Origin of the sequence: Bradyrhizobium sp. (assembly GCF_049519115.1) — a bacterium.
GTDB lineage: Bacteria > Pseudomonadota > Alphaproteobacteria > Rhizobiales > Xanthobacteraceae > Bradyrhizobium.
The window spans coordinates 151,118-169,037 of the sequence record NZ_JBEKRB010000008.1 but is presented as its reverse complement, the minus strand read 5'-3'; the positions used below and the strand labels follow the sequence as shown (position 1 = coordinate 169,037).

24 protein-coding genes are annotated in these 17,920 nt (G+C 60.8%); 13 read left to right on the top strand and 11 right to left on the bottom strand.

The annotated features are described in order from the left end of the window. Positions 1-46: 46 nt before the first annotated feature. Together ABSE61_RS09165 and ABSE61_RS09160 are read right to left on the bottom strand one after the other, a co-directional pair. Entirely contained in the window at positions 47-295 is a 249-nt protein-coding gene (locus tag ABSE61_RS09165; protein WP_423870759.1) for a hypothetical protein, read from the bottom strand. 249 nt (positions 296-544) lie between these two features. Continuing rightward, positions 545-1,693: an alpha/beta fold hydrolase gene (locus ABSE61_RS09160; RefSeq protein WP_423870758.1), complete on the bottom strand. Its 1,149-nt coding sequence runs from the start codon at positions 1,691-1,693 to the stop codon at positions 545-547. 393 nt (positions 1,694-2,086) lie between these two features. On the opposite strand from ABSE61_RS09160, the gene ABSE61_RS09155 reads away from it, so the two are divergent. From ABSE61_RS09155 to ABSE61_RS09130, 6 genes are all read left to right on the top strand, one after another. Beyond that, complete coding sequence (locus ABSE61_RS09155) at positions 2,087-2,536, top strand: nuclear transport factor 2 family protein (RefSeq protein ID WP_423870757.1); 450 nt, start codon at positions 2,087-2,089, stop codon at positions 2,534-2,536. A gap of 91 nt (positions 2,537-2,627) precedes the next feature. Then, on the top strand, positions 2,628-2,906 hold the full coding sequence (locus tag ABSE61_RS09150; protein ID WP_423870756.1) for a hypothetical protein: 279 nt from the start codon (positions 2,628-2,630) through the stop codon (positions 2,904-2,906). A gap of 155 nt (positions 2,907-3,061) precedes the next feature. Further along, positions 3,062-3,493, top strand: a complete 432-nt coding sequence (locus ABSE61_RS09145; RefSeq protein ID WP_423870755.1) for a nuclear transport factor 2 family protein — start codon at positions 3,062-3,064, stop codon at positions 3,491-3,493. A gap of 155 nt (positions 3,494-3,648) precedes the next feature. After that, positions 3,649-4,572 carry a hypothetical protein gene (locus ABSE61_RS09140; protein ID WP_423870754.1) on the top strand — a complete coding sequence of 308 codons (924 nt, stop codon included), beginning with the start codon at positions 3,649-3,651 and terminating at the stop codon, positions 4,570-4,572. 144 nt (positions 4,573-4,716) lie between these two features. Then, positions 4,717-5,142 (top strand): hypothetical protein, encoded by a 426-nt coding sequence (locus tag ABSE61_RS09135; protein ID WP_423870753.1) that lies wholly within the window; start codon positions 4,717-4,719, stop codon positions 5,140-5,142. 145 nt (positions 5,143-5,287) lie between these two features. After that, positions 5,288-5,425, top strand: a complete 138-nt coding sequence (locus ABSE61_RS09130; protein WP_423870752.1) for a hypothetical protein — start codon at positions 5,288-5,290, stop codon at positions 5,423-5,425. A gap of 40 nt (positions 5,426-5,465) precedes the next feature. Here ABSE61_RS09130 and ABSE61_RS09125 read toward each other — a convergent pair whose 3' ends face one another. From ABSE61_RS09125 to ABSE61_RS09115, 3 genes are all read right to left on the bottom strand, one after another. Beyond that, the gene (locus tag ABSE61_RS09125) at positions 5,466-5,609 is read right to left on the bottom strand and encodes a hypothetical protein (RefSeq protein ID WP_423870751.1); all 144 of its coding nucleotides are present in this window, start codon (positions 5,607-5,609) and stop codon (positions 5,466-5,468) included. Between the two features lie 84 nt (positions 5,610-5,693). Next, positions 5,694-6,176, bottom strand: a complete 483-nt coding sequence (locus ABSE61_RS09120) for a MaoC family dehydratase (RefSeq protein ID WP_423870750.1) — start codon at positions 6,174-6,176, stop codon at positions 5,694-5,696. An 11-nt stretch (positions 6,177-6,187) separates the two neighbouring features. Next, entirely contained in the window at positions 6,188-6,646 is a 459-nt protein-coding gene (locus tag ABSE61_RS09115) for a MaoC family dehydratase (protein WP_423870749.1), read from the bottom strand. A gap of 172 nt (positions 6,647-6,818) precedes the next feature. Between ABSE61_RS09115 and ABSE61_RS09110 the strand changes: the two genes are divergently transcribed. Continuing rightward, positions 6,819-7,112: a DUF4282 domain-containing protein gene (locus ABSE61_RS09110; RefSeq protein ID WP_423870748.1), complete on the top strand. Its 294-nt coding sequence runs from the start codon at positions 6,819-6,821 to the stop codon at positions 7,110-7,112. Between the two features lie 29 nt (positions 7,113-7,141). Here the strand turns inward: ABSE61_RS09110 and ychF are convergent, their stop codons facing one another. The 4 genes from ychF to ABSE61_RS09090 all read right to left on the bottom strand — a co-directional run bounded on the left by ychF (position 7,142) and on the right by ABSE61_RS09090 (position 10,982). Then, a complete protein-coding gene (gene ychF, locus ABSE61_RS09105) occupies positions 7,142-8,239 on the bottom strand; it encodes a redox-regulated ATPase YchF (RefSeq protein ID WP_423870747.1) in 1,098 nt (365 codons plus the stop codon). A gap of 53 nt (positions 8,240-8,292) precedes the next feature. Then, positions 8,293-8,898, bottom strand: coding sequence for an aminoacyl-tRNA hydrolase (gene pth, locus ABSE61_RS09100; protein ID WP_423870746.1), 606 nt, complete (start codon positions 8,896-8,898; stop codon positions 8,293-8,295). A 131-nt stretch (positions 8,899-9,029) separates the two neighbouring features. Further along, positions 9,030-9,770: a 50S ribosomal protein L25/general stress protein Ctc gene (locus tag ABSE61_RS09095; protein ID WP_423870745.1), complete on the bottom strand. Its 741-nt coding sequence runs from the start codon at positions 9,768-9,770 to the stop codon at positions 9,030-9,032. A gap of 954 nt (positions 9,771-10,724) precedes the next feature. Further along, a complete protein-coding gene (locus ABSE61_RS09090) occupies positions 10,725-10,982 on the bottom strand; it encodes an accessory factor UbiK family protein (RefSeq protein ID WP_423870744.1) in 258 nt (85 codons plus the stop codon). 167 nt (positions 10,983-11,149) lie between these two features. Here ABSE61_RS09090 and lgt point away from each other — a divergent pair, with 167 nt between their 5' ends. From lgt to ABSE61_RS09065, 5 genes are all read left to right on the top strand, one after another. Next, positions 11,150-12,004, top strand: a complete 855-nt coding sequence (gene lgt / locus ABSE61_RS09085; protein WP_423870743.1) for a prolipoprotein diacylglyceryl transferase — start codon at positions 11,150-11,152, stop codon at positions 12,002-12,004. Continuing rightward, positions 12,001-13,128 carry a class I SAM-dependent methyltransferase gene (locus ABSE61_RS09080; protein ID WP_423870742.1) on the top strand — a complete coding sequence of 376 codons (1,128 nt, stop codon included), beginning with the start codon at positions 12,001-12,003 and terminating at the stop codon, positions 13,126-13,128. Before lgt ends, ABSE61_RS09080 begins: the two co-directional genes overlap by 4 nt. After that, positions 13,125-13,892, top strand: a complete 768-nt coding sequence (gene pgeF / locus ABSE61_RS09075) for a peptidoglycan editing factor PgeF (protein WP_423870741.1) — start codon at positions 13,125-13,127, stop codon at positions 13,890-13,892. The genes ABSE61_RS09080 and pgeF overlap by 4 nt, the downstream gene beginning before the upstream one ends. A 194-nt stretch (positions 13,893-14,086) precedes the next feature. Then, entirely contained in the window at positions 14,087-14,671 is a 585-nt protein-coding gene (locus ABSE61_RS09070; RefSeq protein WP_423870740.1) for a hypothetical protein, read from the top strand. Positions 14,672-14,823: 152 nt separating this feature from the next. Beyond that, entirely contained in the window at positions 14,824-15,777 is a 954-nt protein-coding gene (locus tag ABSE61_RS09065) for a ribose-phosphate pyrophosphokinase (protein ID WP_423870883.1), read from the top strand. Positions 15,778-15,847: 70 nt separating this feature from the next. On the opposite strand, the gene ABSE61_RS09060 is transcribed toward ABSE61_RS09065, so the two are convergent. Further along, a complete protein-coding gene (locus ABSE61_RS09060; RefSeq protein ID WP_423870739.1) occupies positions 15,848-16,258 on the bottom strand; it encodes a hypothetical protein in 411 nt (136 codons plus the stop codon). Positions 16,259-16,386: 128 nt separating this feature from the next. Beyond that, positions 16,387-16,890, bottom strand: a complete 504-nt coding sequence (locus ABSE61_RS09055) for a 6,7-dimethyl-8-ribityllumazine synthase (RefSeq protein WP_423870738.1) — start codon at positions 16,888-16,890, stop codon at positions 16,387-16,389. A 463-nt stretch (positions 16,891-17,353) separates the two neighbouring features. Between ABSE61_RS09055 and ABSE61_RS09050 the strand changes: the two genes are divergently transcribed. Further along, a complete protein-coding gene (locus tag ABSE61_RS09050) occupies positions 17,354-17,854 on the top strand; it encodes a type III secretion system chaperone family protein (RefSeq protein ID WP_423870737.1) in 501 nt (166 codons plus the stop codon). Positions 17,855-17,920: the final 66 nt, after the last annotated feature.

Genomic DNA, 17,920 nt, shown 5'->3' with positions numbered 1-17,920 from the left:
GCGGGGACGACGACAGAGCGACACGCCATGAATGACGGCCCATCCCTCACATCCCGCTGGTGCCGTGATCGACCGGCAAATCCTGGCTCTGCGACTGTTGCTGCTGACGCTCCTGCTCCTTGGCGCGGTGGCGGCCAATGAGGCAGCCGGCGGCCGCGCCAAGCACGCCGTGGTGACCAGCGTAATGACCGGCGACACCGCCGACCACGGCGCCCTTCAGGCACCCCTTGGCCTCGGCGCTCTCCGCCGTGACAGCGAACGCGGCAACGACAAACAACGTGGCTACGATTTTCATGATGTTAATCCCCGTGAAATTTAAATCAGCGATTTCATGTGCTGACTGCATAACCCCACAACGGGCGATTCTGTTCCATTCCCTGGTCATCGCCCGGCATAGTCGTCCGAAGGACGGCGTCGCTTCCGCTAGCCCATGACCGGGCGATCCAGTATTCCAGCGGCCGTCGCTCTAAATCGAGATGTCACAGCGTACGGGATACCCCCGCTTTCGCGGGGTATGACGAGGTACAAGTCAGGCCGAAACACGTCATCGCGCGGCGCTTTGCGTCACGCCATCCAGAAATGCCGCAGTCTCACGGTTGAGAAATTCGACGTCGGCCGGAATGGCGCCGCCGGCCGACGCGTGGCCTGTGACGGTGCCGGGACTGATCGTCATCATCTTGACATTAGCGATGTTCTTCGCGGCTGCGACCGGCTCGAATTCCGGATTGAGCAGGTCCTTGGTGCCAGTCATGATCAACGTCTTCGCTCTGATCGAGGCCAGCGCCTTGGCGGTGTCGCCATTGAAGCCCGGCGTAGTGCCGACGTCGTGACGTTCATAGGCCCAGGTCTGGTAGACCCAGTCGTTTGCGTCCATCGCCTTTAGCATCGCGGTCTCCTGCACCTCCATCCAGGGCAGCGCATCCATGCCGTTGCTGAACTGGGCCGAATACATATCCGGCGTGCGCGCCGACAGCAGGTTGAGGATATCGCGCATCAGGCGGATGCCCTTTTCGGGCGGCGCTTCGTAATTGCCGCCGTTCCAAGCCGCATCGGTCATGATCGCCTTGCGCGAGGCTTCCACCACAGCAACGCTCCAGGCCGGCGTCTTCGCCAGCGGCACCATCGCCACCACCGCGTCCATGAAGCCGGGATGGCTGACGCCCCATTGCAGCGCCTGCATGCCGCCCATCGACGGCCCGACCACGGCAACGACATGGTCGATGCCGAATTTCTCCTTCAACAGGCGGTATTGCGATTCCACCATGTCGCGGATGGCGAATTTCGGAAAGCTCATGCGCGGCTGCGATTTCGAATTGCTCGGCGAGGTCGTAAGCCCGTTGCCGATCGCATCAGTGCAGATGATGAAATACTTGTCGGGGTCGAGCGCCTTGCCGGGGCCGATCATGAAGTCGATGCGGTGATGATTGCCGCCGATCGCCGTCACCATCAGGATGGCGTTGGATTTCTTCTCGTTCAGCGTGCCGTGGGTAACATAGGAGATCGAGAAATCCTTGATCGCCTCGCCGCTTTCGAGCTTCAGGTCGCCTTCGCTGTAGAGCTGGTGCGGCGGTTGCTGCGGCGTATGCGCATCCGCCGGGAGCGGCAACAACAGGCCAAGACCCATTACAAGACCAATTACAAGACCTGCAACAAGGCCCGTCACAAGAACCGTCACGAGAGCGATGCGTTTCACGCGTGTTTCTCCCTTATTCCCCTTGTCATCCGAACCTTCGGTCGGTTGAGCGCGACGATAGACGGACGCCCCGGGGCTGTGAAGCCTTCGCGGCCGCATCCCTACCCGCAACACGTGTGTCTGGAAAATATCGAGCCGATTAATTGCGGAGCGACTCGCATGCAAAGGGAGTTACAAGGTGGAGGTGACGAGATCAGACGAGTGGAGTGGATGACATTCGCTACCCACTTGGCTGCGAGTTCGTCAAGCGAATGTCAAATCCAAAACTCCACTAGAAACCCATATTTGCTTGTGGTCCTTTAGATTCTAACATTCGCAAAAGTGGCCGCTGAGAAGGCATGCGAATGTTAGAATCGGAGCACAAACCGGGCCCAACACCGGCGGGGAAAAGAAATGATGAAAGAACTTCATCGCCGGCGCGTCGTTGAGCTGATCGACGCATTCTATGCCGGCAATATCGAGGGCGCTTTGGCGCTTTGCAGCGACGACGTCGAGTTTTTCTCCAACGCACCGGTCGACATCCTGCCGCATCTCGGCCACCACCACGGCAAGGACGACGTCCGGCAGATGTGGAAGACGGTTCATGAGCGCTATTCCAGCATGCGCTATGAATTGCCTTTCATCGCCGTCGAAGACGACAAAGTCGCGGTCCAGCTTCGCGCCTACTTCGGCAAGCGGCGCAGCGGACGGATCGTGCAGTTCGACATCGCCATCTTCTTTGCGCTCCATGACGGCAAGATCGTCAGGATTCGCGAAATCATCGACACCTTCGATCTGATCGAGCAGGTGGTGGAGCGGGACGTCGCCGAGCTAATCGCCGGAAAACCGGGCGAGAAGATGTGAGCGACATCCGGGTTTGGCGCCGCGGGCATTGAACCTCGCCGCGTCCTGCGGCGACCCAACACAGGGCCATTTCTGTTTCGGATCGAGAGCCATGAAAATCGCGTTGTTTGTCTTGCTCGGCCTGTTGCTGGGGGCGGTCGGAGGTGCGGCGCTCGGCATCGGAGCCGGGCTCGCATGGGTCGAAATCTTCAAAACCAGCGATTTCGAGGGCTATAGCGGCATGCTGGTATTCTTCACCTTCATGCCGGCCGGCGCGATGATCGGCGGGCTTGGCGGCGCAGCACTGTTCGGCATCTTGGCGGCCCGCGACGACGAAATCGCGGTGGAATCCGAATCACCGATGCACCATCAGGGCAGGTCCCCGAAATAGGCCGCATTTGTGCAATGCAAAATTGCATTTGCATTTCGGCGAACTTCGACTATTTGAGGCTTCAAGTATTAGTGCAGCCACCAGGCACGGCGTCGCCAATGACGCCCAACAGGGCCGGTCGCTCACTTACAAAATCCAGTCAGGAAGCAGAAGTCATGACAGAGCATAGTCTCTGGCGTTTCTCTCGTGCATTGCATCGCGCGATCAACGAGCGTCAGTATGAAGATCTCGAAGCGTTGATCGACGACGATGTCGACTGGGCCGTCTACGGTCCGATCGACATGTTCCCGTTCTTCGGTGCCCGCCGCGGCAAGGCCGCCGTGCTCGAAGTGATCCGCCAGATTGCGGACAATATCAGGGTGCACCGGTTCGACCGGGAATCGATGATGCTCGGTGCGGAAACGGCCGCCGCGATGATGCGCTATTCGCTCACCATGCTCGATGCCAACAAGCCGATCAGCCTGCGGCTGGCACAGTTCGCGCAATTCAACGCCGGCAAGCTGGTCAGTATCCGCATCCTCGTCGATACGTTCGACCTGGTGGAGCAGGCGCTGGGCCATCCGATCCATCTGCCGCGGATCGCATAAACCACAGTCCGGCAATCCAAGGCCTCTTGCGCCCGCCTTCCCTCCACCTTCCCTTGCGCGAGGGAGCCCGGCACGCCACATTTCCGCGACGATGGGCATTCATCGCTCAAGCGGTTGGCTGGCAGTCGGGGCATATGATTAAGGCGGAATACGGCTTGGCCGGCTTTCTTTTGCTGGCGGTTGTCGGCGGCCTGGATGGCTGGACGGCCCGTGCGCAGCCGGCATCCCTGCAAGATGTGCCTTTGCAGACCCCTCCCAAAATCTCACCATGGCCTGAATCCGCCGATCCCCAGCAAGAAGCAACCGATCCACCCGCAGCGGAAAACACCGCCGCCGCCCCGACCGAAGCTGCTGACATCGCCAGTCTCGACATCGACTGGAGCCTGCTCGACGTTGACGCTTCGACATTGATGACGACCAACCCGAAGCAACTGCGCGGCGGGCCGCGCGCGGCACCATCCAGCGAAATGACCTGGTCCTCGCAGGAAAAAGCCTACGGGGCCGCGGTCTCGGTCAAACAGCCGATTTCGCCGTTCCTGGATGCGCGGGTGGGCGCCGACATGACCGTGGTCCGGCAGCCTCAGACGCTTGCCGAATTGCTGACCGAGAAGGCCACCAATGGCGGCAACGAGCCGCAATCCTCCGGCACGGCGTGGGCCGCGGTCACCGCACCGGGCGTCGGCTCGATCTGGGACAAGACGGCGGTCGAGGCGCGGATCGACCCCGCGCAGGACCAGGGCAGGCTCGGTGCGTCCATGAGCAAATTGCTGAACCTGAGCGATCAATATTCGCTTACCCTCGAGAATGGCTACAACATGACCCAGGGTTTTGCGCCGATGCCGGCCTCGGCCGGGCACACCAACTATGCGACCGAGCAATCCGCAAAGCTCGGCCTCGCCGATACCGGCACCAGCTTTTCTGCCGGCCAGGCGCTGTCGACATCAGACGAGAAATGGCTGCGCCGGATCGGCGCCGAACAGAAAATCGTCGGCGGCTTGAATATCTCCGGCTCGATCGCGGAGACCCCGCTCGGCATCGCCAACAAGAGCATTTCCGCCGGTTTCAAGCAAAGTTGGTAGCGCGCGGCGCCACGCGAAAGCACCGGCATTGCCGCAGATTGGCCGCGATGCAGCCAAAATCGGAAGCCCAGATGGTGGCGTCAAACATCGTCGTGCGGGGGGACACCCGCGCTCGCTACCGACGCGAAACAGGGAAAACAGCCGATGAACGCCATTCGTCCCGAAAAGATTGAATCGACCGACGAGGACACCGACCTCGCCGCGGCCTCCGAAGTCGAGGCCGGAATTCGTGATTTCGTCCGCAACGACATCGCCTATCTGCGTCGTCCGGCCCCGGCCCCGAACATGGTGGCCGGCACCGACGTGACGGCCGATCCGGCGACGGAGGCCACGGTGAACAACGTCAACTCGCTGATCCAACGCGTGGCCGGGACTTCGCTGGCGGAGATCGAGAATCTGATTTCAGAGCTAGAGAGCCTGCGCGATATCTTGCATGCCGAGGGGCAGCGCGTTCAGCGCGAGATTTCGGGTTATGCCCAGCTCAGCCAGGCGGCCATGAAGTCGACCCGCATGATCGCCGACAATGTGGCGCAGTGGAAGCGAGCGGCGGACGGCTTGCGCCACAGCTGACTATTTCCAAGATGATGAGTTGTTTCGGGCCGGGGATCGATTTCCCGGCCCGAAGCCGTCGGTTGCGGCGTCATTTACAATGAAGTGATTCGAACCTTCCAGCCTCGGTACGCGACCAAGTGCAGGTAACTTTGGGATTTCCTGCATGAAGACCGTCCGGCCCGACAATAGCGATCCGATTCCGTTGCAAACACAGCCCCAACATGTCGGGACCATCATGATCCGCTTTGTCGGATTGCTCGTGGCTGCGGTCGTGATCCTAGCGTTGATCTGGAGCCGGTGAGAAACCGCGCTTTTTACGCGTATGGTTAGCGGACCCTAACTTATTGAGCCGCGACCTGCTCGCCTTCCAGCGTATAGGCGCCCTCGGCGTAGCCCTTCACCACCATGGTGGTGGCGAACATCACCGCGATCGTCACGGTAGCAAAGATAAAGCCCAGCAATTTCAATCCGCGGCGGTCGGCCATCGTAATCCCCTCGTGCGCCCAGCCACTATTTGACAGGCACTTGTTCAAAATGCGTTAGCGAGGATTTAGTTTCAGCTTATCTGTTCAGCTGTTGCTTTTTCGCCGCGGCACGAACGCCGTCGACAGCATCGAGTAAACGGGCTCTCCCCGCTGGTTGGTTCCACTTTGGCGCGCTTCCATGATTCCCCATTCGGGCCGGCTTGAGGAGGTGCGCAGCGTTTCGACCTCGCTCGCAAAATGGATCGTATCACCGGCGAGCACCGGCTTGATCCAGCGCAAGTCGCGGAAGCCGGGCGAAGGCCCCCAGACCGCGACGGTTTCACCGCGGGCCGCCATTTCGCCGGCCTCGCGCTGAGCATGGGCCACGAACAGCTTCATACAGACCGATCCGACATGCCATCCCGAGGCCGCCAGACCGCCGAACAGCGATTTGCGTCCCTCCTCCTCGTCGAGGTGAAAGCGCTGCGGGTCAAATTTCGTCGCGAAGGTCTTGATGGCGTCAGCGGTGAAGGTGAACGAACCGAGATCGCGCCGCTCCCCTGTCTTGATGTCTTCAAAGAAATGCATCGGCGAGCCCGTCAGGTTGCAGCTTCGCCGTGGCGCTGGACAATGATCGGCGAGACCATCTCGCATAATGCCTGTCCCGAGGAATTGCTCGCCACCATTTTGAACATGACAATGCCGGTCGTCGGGCGGCTGCGCGAGACGCGTGCTTCCGTCACTTCGACGTCGAGCGTGATGTCGTCGCCGGGCCGGAATGGCGCAAGCCAGCGCAATTCCTTGACGCCCGGGGAGCCTAAAGATGCGGTCCGGCCGATAAAGCCGTCGAACATCATCCGCATTATGATCGAGCAGAGATGCCAACCCGATCCGGCAAGCCCTTTCAGCATCGAGCGTGCGGCAGCCGCTTCGTCCAGATGCATGGGCTGCTGATCGAACTCGGCGGCAAAGGCGCGAATTTCCTCGGCCGTGACGTGCCGCGGTCCGAAGCGGCCCAAAGGGCCCGGCTTGAAGTCTTCGAAGACAAGGGTGTTCATCACAGGGGACATCCGGCAGGGAAGCCCGATTGTGGCCGCACTTTGCGGCAATCTCAACCCATCCACGCGCATGGTTCGCCTTCGACTTGCTCGAACCCGCATTCGGCGCTAGCCCTTTTATGAAAGAAACCGATCGCGCGAATCACATCCGACTTGTCCCGGGGGAAAACCGATGTTCGATTTTCAAGATCTGTTTCAGTGGGATCGTTTTATTACGCCCACCATTATCAAGACATTTTACTGGCTTGTGATCGCACTTATCGGGCTGTTTGGAATCGCCGGCATCTTCTCCGGTCTGGCGGCGATGGCGATCAGCCCGTTCGGAGGCTTCATCCAGCTGTTGTCTTCGATCGCCAGCGTCGTCGTCGGCATCATCTTCTCGCGCATCGCGGCAGAATTTGTCCTGATCGTGTTCCGCATCAATGAGCATCTTGGCGCGATCCGCGATCAGGGCCCCGGACACTAGGAATCTCGCCTCATCGGATTCCGGCAACGTCAGTTATTGAACCTGAAATGCATCACGTCGCCGTCGGCGACGACGTATTCCTTGCCTTCCAGACGCAGCTTTCCGCCATCGCGCGCGCCGGCTTCACCGCCAAGCGACACGTAATCGGCGTAAGCGATCGTTTCGGCCCGAATGAACCCTTTCTCGAAATCGGTGTGAATGACGCCGGCCGCTGCCGGCGCCTTGGTGCCGCGGTGGATGGTCCAGGCCCGCGCTTCCTTCGGTCCGACTGTGAAATAAGTGATGAGATCGAGCAGCTGATAGCCGGCGCGGATCAGCCGATCGAGGCCGGCCTCTTCGAGGCCTAACGTATCGAGAAAATCCTTGCGCTCCTCGCGCGACAGCGTCGCGATCTCCGATTCGATCTTGGCCGAAATCACCACTGCGACCGCGCCTTCCTGTTTGGCGCGCTCGAAGACCTGCCTGGAGAAATTGTTGCCGTCCTTTGCTGCGCCTTCCTCGACATTGCAGACGTAAAGCACGGGCTTCGACGTCAAGAGCCCTAGCATGCCGAAGGCGCGCTCTTCTTCCGGTTTGCGTTCGAGCGCGCGCGCCGGCTTGCCATCGCGCAACAGCACCAGCGCGCGGTTGACGAGATCGAGTTGTTCCTTGGCGTCCTTGTCGTTGCCTTTCGCCTTCTTGGCGAGATTGTCGACGCGTTTTTCAAGGCTATCGAGATCGGCCAACATCAACTCGGTCTCGATGGTCTCGATATCCGCCAGCGGCGCAATCTTGCCTTCGACATGCGTGATGTCGGAATCCTCAAAGCAGCGCACGACATGGGCGACAGCGTCGACCTCGCGGATGGTGGCGAGAAACTGGTTGCCGAGACCCTCGCCTTGCGAAGCGCCCCGCACGAGGCCGGCGATGTCGACAAACGTCAGCCGCGTCGGAATGATCTGCGCGGATTTGGCGATTTCCGCCAGTTTGTCGAGCCTTGGGTCAGGAACCGCGACTTCGCCGACATTGGGCTCGATGGTGCAGAACGGATAGTTTGCCGCCTGCGCCGCCGCCGTTTCAGTCAGCGCATTGAACAACGTCGATTTGCCGACATTGGGCAACCCGACAATCCCGCATTTAAATCCCATGATCTGTCCTGAAAAATTCTGTCCTGAAAAGCCGGCTTGAGCGAGACACCGCGCTAGACCGCGCCACCCTCATCCTTTTCGGTGAAACCTTTGGCCTGCATCACCAGATGCACCTTGTTCTGGAACGTCGAATCCTTGCCGCTTGCGAGCAGGCCGGCGTTATCGGCAATCGCCGTACACAACGCTTCGACCCACGGTCGATCGTCCTTGGCGAAATCCGACAGCACGTGACCGTGCACCAATTCCTTGATGCCGGGGTGACCGATCCCCAGCCGCACGCGGCGATATTCGTTGCCGATATGCGCGGAAATCGACCGCAAACCGTTGTGGCCGGCGATGCCACCGCCAACCTTCACGCGCAGCTTTGCGGGCGGCAGTTCGAGTTCGTCCTGAAACACGATGATGTCGTCCACGCCGAGCTTGTAGAAATTCGCAGCTTCCTGAACCGCACGACCGGACTCGTTCATGAAGGTTTCCGGGCGAAGCAGGACGACCTTCTCGCCATCAATGGTGCCTTCCGACGTCTGGCCCTGAAAGCGGCGGCGCCATGGTGCAAAACCATGACGCCGCGCGATCTCATCGATGGCCATGAAGCCGATGTTGTGGCGGTTATGCGCGTATTTCGCGCCGGGATTGCCGAGACCAACAAAGAGGCGCATGGCGCGGCATCCCGTACTAGCGCGCGATCAGCAAAAGTGGGAACCGGTTTTGCGTCCGATCGCGCGCCAATCTAATATTTAACGCATGATCTTTCGCAAAACCGCTCACACTTTGGCGGATCATGCGCGCCTTACTTCTTCTTGTCGCCACCGCCGGCAGGAGCCTTGGCGCCGGCCGCAGGCGCGGCAGCACCAGCCGCGGGAGCGGCAGCCGGAGCACCGGCCGCCGGGGCCGCAGCAGCGCCCGCCGCCGGGGCTGCAGCAACACCAGCCGCGGCAGCAGCCGCAGCCTTCATTTCTTCGGCGTAACCGGACGGCGGCACGATGGTGACGAGGGTCGCGTCCTCGCGCGTCAGCGACTTCACGCCGGCGGGCAACTTGACGTCCGACAGATGGAGCGAGTGGCTGATCTCAAGGCTAGAGACATCGGCCTCGATGTACTGCGGAATGTTGTCGACCTTGCACTCCAGATCGATGGCGTGGGTCACGATGTTGACGGTGCCGCCACGCTTCACGCCGGGCGAAGCTTCGGCCTTCAGAATGTGCAAGGGAATGCTGACGCGGATCGTCGCGCCTTCACCGAGCCGCATGAAATCGACGTGAATCGGAAAATCACGCACCGGATCGAGATGGAAGTCGCGCGGAATCACGCGGTGCTTCTTGCCCTCCAGATCGATGTCGTAAATCGTGGTGAGGAACCTGCCGGCGAGAATGCGCTGGCGCAGTTCGCTGTCGTCGACCGAAATGGTCACGGGGGGCTGGTTGTTGCCATAGATCACTCCGGGTACTCTCCCGGCGCGACGCTCGGCCCGGGCGGCCCCCTTGCCGCTCTTCGGACGCGCGGTCGCCTTCAATTCCTTGACGGTCGCCATCAGCTTAAGTCCTTGTTTTCTAAAAAGTTAAAGGCCGCATCGCGGCCCGTTTGTCGCCCACAGCAAGCCTCCAGGGGTGCGGGGGCTGCGGACGTGGCGGCGTTCTAGCCCCAAAGGGCCGAAATGACAAGGAAATGAAGCAATATTTCCGGCATTAGGTAGCAAACTCATTGAGTTTGCTACCTAATGCCGAATATTTCCCGGGTGGGGCATCCTTTTACCGTGACGGGCGGACCAGCCTCCAAACGTGAAGAAATCGGCGTCCATCAGCGTATACCCCAGCGTTCTCGCGACGAATTTCGCCCGAGCTTTAAGCCTATCGCTATCCCTCAACAGCAGAGGGAGCAGGGAATGCCGGGCGTTTGGCTCGCCCGCAGCCTCCTGCGCGAAGATAGAAAGCAAACGAGTTAGTCACCACAGGTTAGCCGAAACGATCCGGCATTCCCTGCGCGATGGCTTTACGACTTATTCCGCGCGCTCTCCGGCGATCGGGCTTTTTTGTCGCCGTCGCAGGCCACATGCGCGAGCATTGTCGCCAGCTTCACGCCAGCGTCGAGGCGTTAAGACCACGCGGCTTTGTCGTCCGCGAAAAGCGCATTCGTCTTGTACGCAATCCCGCGGCCATCGCATCACGCGCCCAACGTTCGTGACGATCGCGATACGCCCCTCTTTGGTGGGCACGGAATGCGCGGAGAAATGCTTCTGATTTGCCCGACGAGGCAAGCCAAGCGCCTGCGGCGAATTAACGCGACGGGCAAATCAGTTGAGGTCGGAAAATTCGTGTCAAGAGGGCCGTCATCCCGGGGCGATGCGTCAGCATCGAGCCCGGAATCCATCGTGCCGTTGGAATGTGGGGAGAAATAGATTCCGGGCCCGCGCCGAGAGGCGCGTCCCGGAATGACAAGGATCAATAATTGGCGGTAACGATGTCACTCACTGCAACGAGCTCGCCCGTCACGCCCCGCCGCCTAGTTTCGTCTCCAGCGCGGCAATGCGCGCCTTCAGCGCCTCATTTTCCTCGCGCGCCAGACGCGCCATGTCCTTGACCGCCTCGAACTCCTCGCGCTTGACCACATCGAGATCGCGCAGGATCTTTTCGGCCTGGTTGCGCACGACGGTGTCAACTTCGCGCTTGACGCCCTGGGCAGCGCCAGCCGCCTCGTTCATCAGACGCCCGATCTCGTCAAAAAACCGATTATTGGTCTGGGTCATCCCTCACATCTCCGGTCGGCTTGCACATTCGCCCAATGACAATGGCGATCCGTTGCGTTCCATTCAAGACCATCTTGCCCTTGATTGGTCTCGCAAAAGTGCCTGTCAAACCGGAATACGAATGCTAGAAGCAACCAATTAATCACCCCGCGAACCCGCGACCGCGAATGCCCCTTCTCACCATCGCCTTTCCCGTCTTCGATCCCGTCGCCTTCGCGATCGGCCCATTCGTCGTCCGCTGGTACGCGCTCGCCTATATCGGCGGCATCGTGCTCGGCTGGATCTATGCCCGCGCGCTGATCAAGAACGAAAAGCTCTGGCGCGGGTCCTCACCGATCACGCTCGCCCAGATGGATGATTTCGTGCTGTGGGTGACCATCGGAATCATCGTCGGCGGCCGCACCGGCTACGTGCTGTTTTACAATCCGTTTTTCTTCGTCCAGCATCCGGCCGAGATTTTCGAGTTATGGAAAGGCGGGATGTCTTTCCACGGCGGCTTCCTTGGCTGCGTCATCGCGGTCATGGCGTTCGCGCACCTGAACAACATTTCGATCCTGTCGCTTGGCGACATCACCACCGCGGTCGGGCCGATCGGGCTGTTTCTCGGGCGGATCGCCAATTTCATCAACAGCGAATTGTGGGGCCGCGCCGCGGACCCCGATTTGCCCTGGGCGATGATATTTCCCAACGGCGGCCCGATACCGCGCCATCCCAGCCAGCTTTACGAAGCGGCGCTTGAGGGCGTTGTTCTCTTCACTATTCTTGCCGTGATGATTCGAATGGGCGCGTTGAAGCGTCCCGGTTTGATCCTCGGTAGTTTCATCGCCATCTATGGTATTGCGCGCATCATCGGTGAATTTTTCAGGGAGCCCGACCCGCAGCTTGGATTTTTGTGGGGCGGCCTCACCATGGGCATGCTGCTTTCGGTGCCCATGATTATTGCTGGAGCACTTATTATTGCGGCGGCGTGGCGCCGAAGAGCAGCCGAGCCAACTCCGTCGCGGATTCAGGAAACCATGTGACCGAGAACTCGCCGCTGCTGTCGGAGATCAAGAAGCTCATCAAGTCGTCGGGCCCGATACCGGTTTGGCGCTACATGGAGCTGTGCTTGATGCATCCGAGCCACGGCTACTATCTCTCCCGCGATCCGCTCGGGCGCGAAGGTGACTTCATCACCGCGCCCGAAGTGAGCCAGATGTTCGGCGAGTTGCTCGGGCTGTGGGCCGCCTCGGTGTGGAAAGCCATCGGTTCGCCGCCGTTGCTTCGGTTGATCGAAATCGGTCCGGGACACGGCACCATGATGGCAGACGCGCTGCGCGCGCTTCGAGTGTTACCTCCGCTTTACCAGGCGCTGAGCATCCATCTGGTCGAGGTCAATCCGGTGCTGCGCGACAAGCAGAAGGCGGCATTGTCCGGCTCGCGCAACATCACCTGGCACGACACCATCGATGACGTGCCCGACGGCCCCTCGGTAATCTTCGCCAACGAATATTTCGACGTGCTGCCGATACATCAGGCGGTCAAGGGCGAGAACGGCTGGCACGAGCGCACCGTCGAACTCGACGCCAACGGCAAGCTGGTATTTGGCGCGGCAAGCGAACCTATGCGGCGTTTCGAGGTGCTGTTGCCCGCATGGGTGCGCACCGCTCCCATCGGCGCCGTTTTCGAGTGGCGTCCGGATGTAGAAATCATGAAGATCGCAAGCCGCGTCCGCGATCAGGACGGCGCGGCCCTCATCATCGACTATGGCCATCTGCGCAGCGACGCCGGCGATACCTTCCAGGCCATAGCCCGCCACAGTTTTACCGATCCTTTGAAAGATCCCGGTGAGGCCGACGTGACCGCGCATGTCGATTTTCAGGCATTGGTGCGGGCCGCTGGGGACCTCGGCGCCGCCGTTCACGGCCCGGTGCCGCAGGGCGATTTTCTCAAGCGGCTCGGTATCGAAACCCGCGCGATCAGCTTGATGGCCAAAGCGAGCCATGAAGTCTCCGAAGACGTCGCCGGCGCATTGAAACGGCTGATTGGCGGCGGCAGCAGTGGCATGGGACAATTGTTCAAGGTGCTCGGCATCTCGGAGCCCAATCTCACCACGCTGGCAGGCTTCGCGGACGAAATACCGGACAAAAACGCGGAAACACCATGACGCTGGAATCGCCGCTGCTGTCCGCCATTCCCGGCCTGCATCATGCTTTCTTCAACCGCGAAGGCGGCATCTCCGAAGGGATTTACGCCGGCCTGAATGGCGGTATCGGCTCTCAGGATGATCCGGCGCATGTGATGGAAAATCGCCGCCGGATGGCCGCCACGTTGCGCGTCCCGCCCGAACGCTTCCTCACCGTGTTCCAGATTCATTCCCCCGATGTAGCGGTGGCATCACGCCCGTGGGACACCGCGACGCGCCCGAAAGCCGATGCCATCGTTACCCGCACCGAGGGTCTTGCGATCGGCGTCACGGCGGCCGATTGCGGGCCTATTCTGTTTGCCGATCCCAAAGCGCGCGTGATCGGCGCAGCACATGCCGGCTGGAAGGGCGCACTGACGGGAGTGGTCGAAGCGACCGTAGAGGCGATGGAGAAGCTTGGCGCCGAACGGGCCAACATCGTGGCGGCGGTCGGTCCCCTGATCCGTCAGCCATCCTATGAAGTCGGCAGCGAATTCGTCGAAAGGTTCGTCGAGGCGGATGCAGAAAACTCGCTCTACTTCCTGCCTGCGGTGCGCGAAGGGCATGCGATGTTCGATCTCGCCGGTTTCATCCGCAGGCGCCTCGAAAATGCCGGCGTGCTCGTGATCGACGACACCGGCATCGACACCTATTCCGACGAACGCTTTTTCAGCTACCGCCGCTCCGTGCATCGCAAGGAAGCGGACTATGGCCGCCACGTTCATGCCATAGTTCTTGAAGGCTGAGACACAATTTCGAAAAACGCGAGGCAGCTTTTCTTGCACCAGCCGTGAATCGAACGGCCACCGAACAACAATCGTTCGGCTCACAATCTCGTCTGCCCTAGACGTTAATGGATTTTAACGATATCGCTTCGCTCAAGATGGGCGATCTATCCGTAATCTCGTTCCGCGTTTGCAGGATTGTACCGCGTGCCGCGATGGCCGTGGTTGTGCTCGCGATCGCCTGCGGCCTTGGCGGCTGCGCCGGCGGCGCTGGCAGCAATTCATTTGCGATGGCGAACAATACAAGCGGTCCAACGATCGCGTTTGAGTCCATCGACGGCCCGCCGCCTCAGGTGTTCGATCGGATGGTCGGCATCCTAGATAGCGAATCCAAGTTGCGAAGCCTGTCGATGGTGTCCCGCGAAGGCACTGCCGCTTATCGGGTGCGAGGCTATCTGGCCGCCGAAGTAAGTCGCGGACGCACCACGATCGCCTGGGTCTGGGACGTCTACGACCAGAACCAGCAGCGCGCGTTGCGGCTTTCCGGCGAGGAACCGGCCGGCAAGGCCGGGCGCGAAGCCTGGTCTTCGGCTGACGACCTGGTGTTGCGGAAGATCGCCCAGGCGGGCTTGAGCGGTTTGGCTGGCATGATCAACGGAACATCTCCGGCGGATGCGCCTCAGCCGGCGCCGTCCTCAGTTCCTCCCCGGCGTGGACCGGCGGTCGCAAGCGTCGAAGACCGCACCGCACCGCAAGAGGGCGAATTCGCCGTCGGCGCCCTCGGCTATACGAGCCATTAGGGAAAAGGGGCATTTTAGCCCGGGAAAACCGGGCGGACGGGTTGCCAGCCGGCCTACCCGCTTGATATCACCGCGCTTATCGGAACGCGCTCTTTCGTGGGGATTGCGATATGCTGAATGTTGTCTCCAGCAAGGCGCGGGGAGAAGCCTCGATGTCGGCCAAAAACGGCTCGATCAAGCTCGTCGCCGGTAATTCCAATCCGGCGCTGGCGAAGGAAATCGCCAACTGGCTCGGTCTGCCGCTGACCAAGGCGATTGTCCGCCGTTTCGCGGACATGGAGATTTTCGTCGAGATCCAGGAAAACGTCCGCGGCTCCGACGTGTTCATCATCCAGTCGACCTCGTTTCCGGCCAACGACCATCTCATGGAATTGCTGATCATAACCGACGCGCTGCGCCGGGCGTCCGCGCGCCGCATCACCGCCGTGGTGCCCTATTTCGGCTACGCCCGTCAGGACCGCAAAGCCGGACCGCGCACGCCGATTTCCGCCAAGCTGGTGGCGAACCTGATCACCCATGCCGGGGCCGATCGCGTCATGACGCTCGATCTGCACGCCGGGCAAATCCAGGGCTTCTTCGACATCCCAACCGACAATCTCTACGCCTCGCCGGTAATGGTGCGCGATATTCGCGAACGCTTCGACCTCACCAATGTAATGGTGGTGTCGCCTGACGTCGGCGGTGTGGTGCGCGCCCGCGGGCTCGCCAAGCGCATCAACGCCCCGCTCGCCATCATCGACAAGCGCCGCGAGCGCGCCGGCGAGTCCGAAGTGATGAATGTGATCGGCGATGTCGCCGGCTATACCTGCATCCTGGTCGACGACATCGTCGACTCCGGCGGCACGCTGGTGAATGCCGCCGATGCGCTGCTCGCCAACGGCGCCAAGGAAGTCTACGCCTATATCACCCATGGCGTGCTGTCCGGCGGCGCCGTGACGCGCATCACCTCTTCGCGGCTGAAGGAACTCGTCATCACCGACTCGATCCAGCCGACGGAAGCGGTCAACAAGTCGCCCAACATCCGAACGCTGACGATCGGCTCCCTGATCGCGGAAGCGATCGGCCGAACGGCTTCGGAAGAGTCGGTTTCGAGCTTGTTCGATTAAGGGCCGGTATCGACAGCCGGCCGGTCGCGCTGCCCTCGTCTTTACGACCAGGGAATTGGACTAACGCAACTCAGTAACATCTCACGATGTTGATCTGCCCATTGCCACCACGGCCGTCAGGCACTGTGACGGTCTCGGCGCCGCAGGTCGACACGTAAGGCCGCCCAGACGGCACGACGGCCGGCGGATAGCGATGGGCCCAATCCCAGGGAATGTCGTTTGTATCGCTGGTGCGGAGGCCGCCCAATGCCGGCGGCGTAAGCTCTTCGCCACTCGGGCCGTAATAAACGCCATCATCGCCAAACCAGCCGATGGCGCCACGATTACGGCGATCATGGTGGGAAAAATGCGTACCTGGCCGATGTGCCGAGGCAAATGCTCCGCGCGCAGACCTCGAAGCGGCAAACGTCTCGCTGGTCGCCAGCACGAGTGACATGGCGCTGAGGGACACGATCAACGCACTGTTTATTTTCGACCTCATGGCACGCACCCATCTTGTTAGGAGCCGTATTCCAGAGGACGCTAGGCCGCACGTTTTGGCCCCGCAAACCCATACTTAATTGTTAGTTAAATCGTAAGATTAACAGGGAACCTGCGCCTGAAGGGGCACTAGACGATCCCTGCCGCGACCTGACCGCGCAACCGCTCGAGGCTGAGCAGCGTATTGGCGCAGGCCTCCGCAACCCCGGTCCCCTTGACGGCGAAATGTTGGCGCAGGAATTCGACATCGGCGGTCTCGCGGAATTGCTGCGGCGTCACCACGGCCGAGAAGACCGGGATCTCCGTGCGCAACTGCACGTCCATCAGCGCCCTGATCACGGTTTCGGCGATGTACTCGTCGTCAATCACGAGCCCGGCCGCCACGATCGCGGTGTAGCGCCGGGTCTTGGCCAGCAACTGCACGTGCAGCGGAATTTCGAAAGCGCCGGGCACTTCGAACACATCGATTGAAGCGCGCGCGATGTGCCGCGCTTCGATCTCGGCGAGAAAGGCCTCGCGGCATACGGCGACGACATCGCGATGCCAGGCCGACTGCACGAAGGCGACCCGCTGCGGCTTTGCGAAGCGCGGATGTTCGGCATTGACTTTGGACTCGACGCTGTCTTGCGACATCTGAAAAACCGCTCACTTCAATTGGGCCGAAGGCCATCGCCCCTGTGCGCGATGACCCGGCCGCAACTATGGCCAAGACAACGGCTCGCAGCAAGCCGGGCCAAGCACCCCCAGAACGCATGGATGCGTGAACGCCGTGTCGGACTCCGCAAGCGCGTCCCAAGAAAGGGTCCGGGGCATAAAAATTAACGATTTAGGCGAGATGCGTATCCGATTCCGGTTTGTTCTCGTTCAAAAGTTAACGCGCAAGAAGAGCTGTGGACGATTTGGGCTTTGGCTGTGGATGGATTCACCACCCCGTTGCGCGGATTCCGCAAATCACATCACTTCGTCCCGGCAAGCTCCGATCCTGACGCTCGGATAATCGGGCGAGCAACCGCCACGGCGCGAAATGAGGGCGCATGTCGGCGTGCCGCGTGCGTTTACTCGTATCAGAATTGACAAAAGGCAAGGTCGAGACGGCATGTCCCTCCTCGAAGGCATAATCGATTCCCCGAACAATCCTCTTGCGGTCGTCGAGGACGTCGCCAGCGACAACAACCTGGCGTTCGAGCGCTCGGGCGAAGACGAGGTAACGATCGTCTCCAAGGGCAACTGGACCGACTACCAGCTTTCCTTCACCTGGATGAACGAGATCGAGGCGCTGCATCTGGCCTGCGCGTTCGACATGAAGATTCCGCAAGCCCGGAAGGCCGAGGTGCAGCGGCTGATCGCCGCGATCAACGAGCAACTATGGGTCGGGCATTTCGATATCTGGACCCATACCGGCATGATCATGTACCGTCAGGCGCTGGTGCTGCCGGGCGGCATACGGGCCTCGACCGCGCAATGCGAGACCATGCTGGTGAGCGCGATCCACGCCTGCGAACGTTATTATCCGGCGTACCAGTTCGTGGTCTGGGCGGGCAAGACGGCCGCGGAGGCCATGAGCGCCGCGATGTTCGACACCGAGGGTGAGGCGTAGCGGGCGGTTAGATACCCCCGCTATTTCCAGGGTCGTCCCTGCGGACGCATCGACCCATACGCCGTT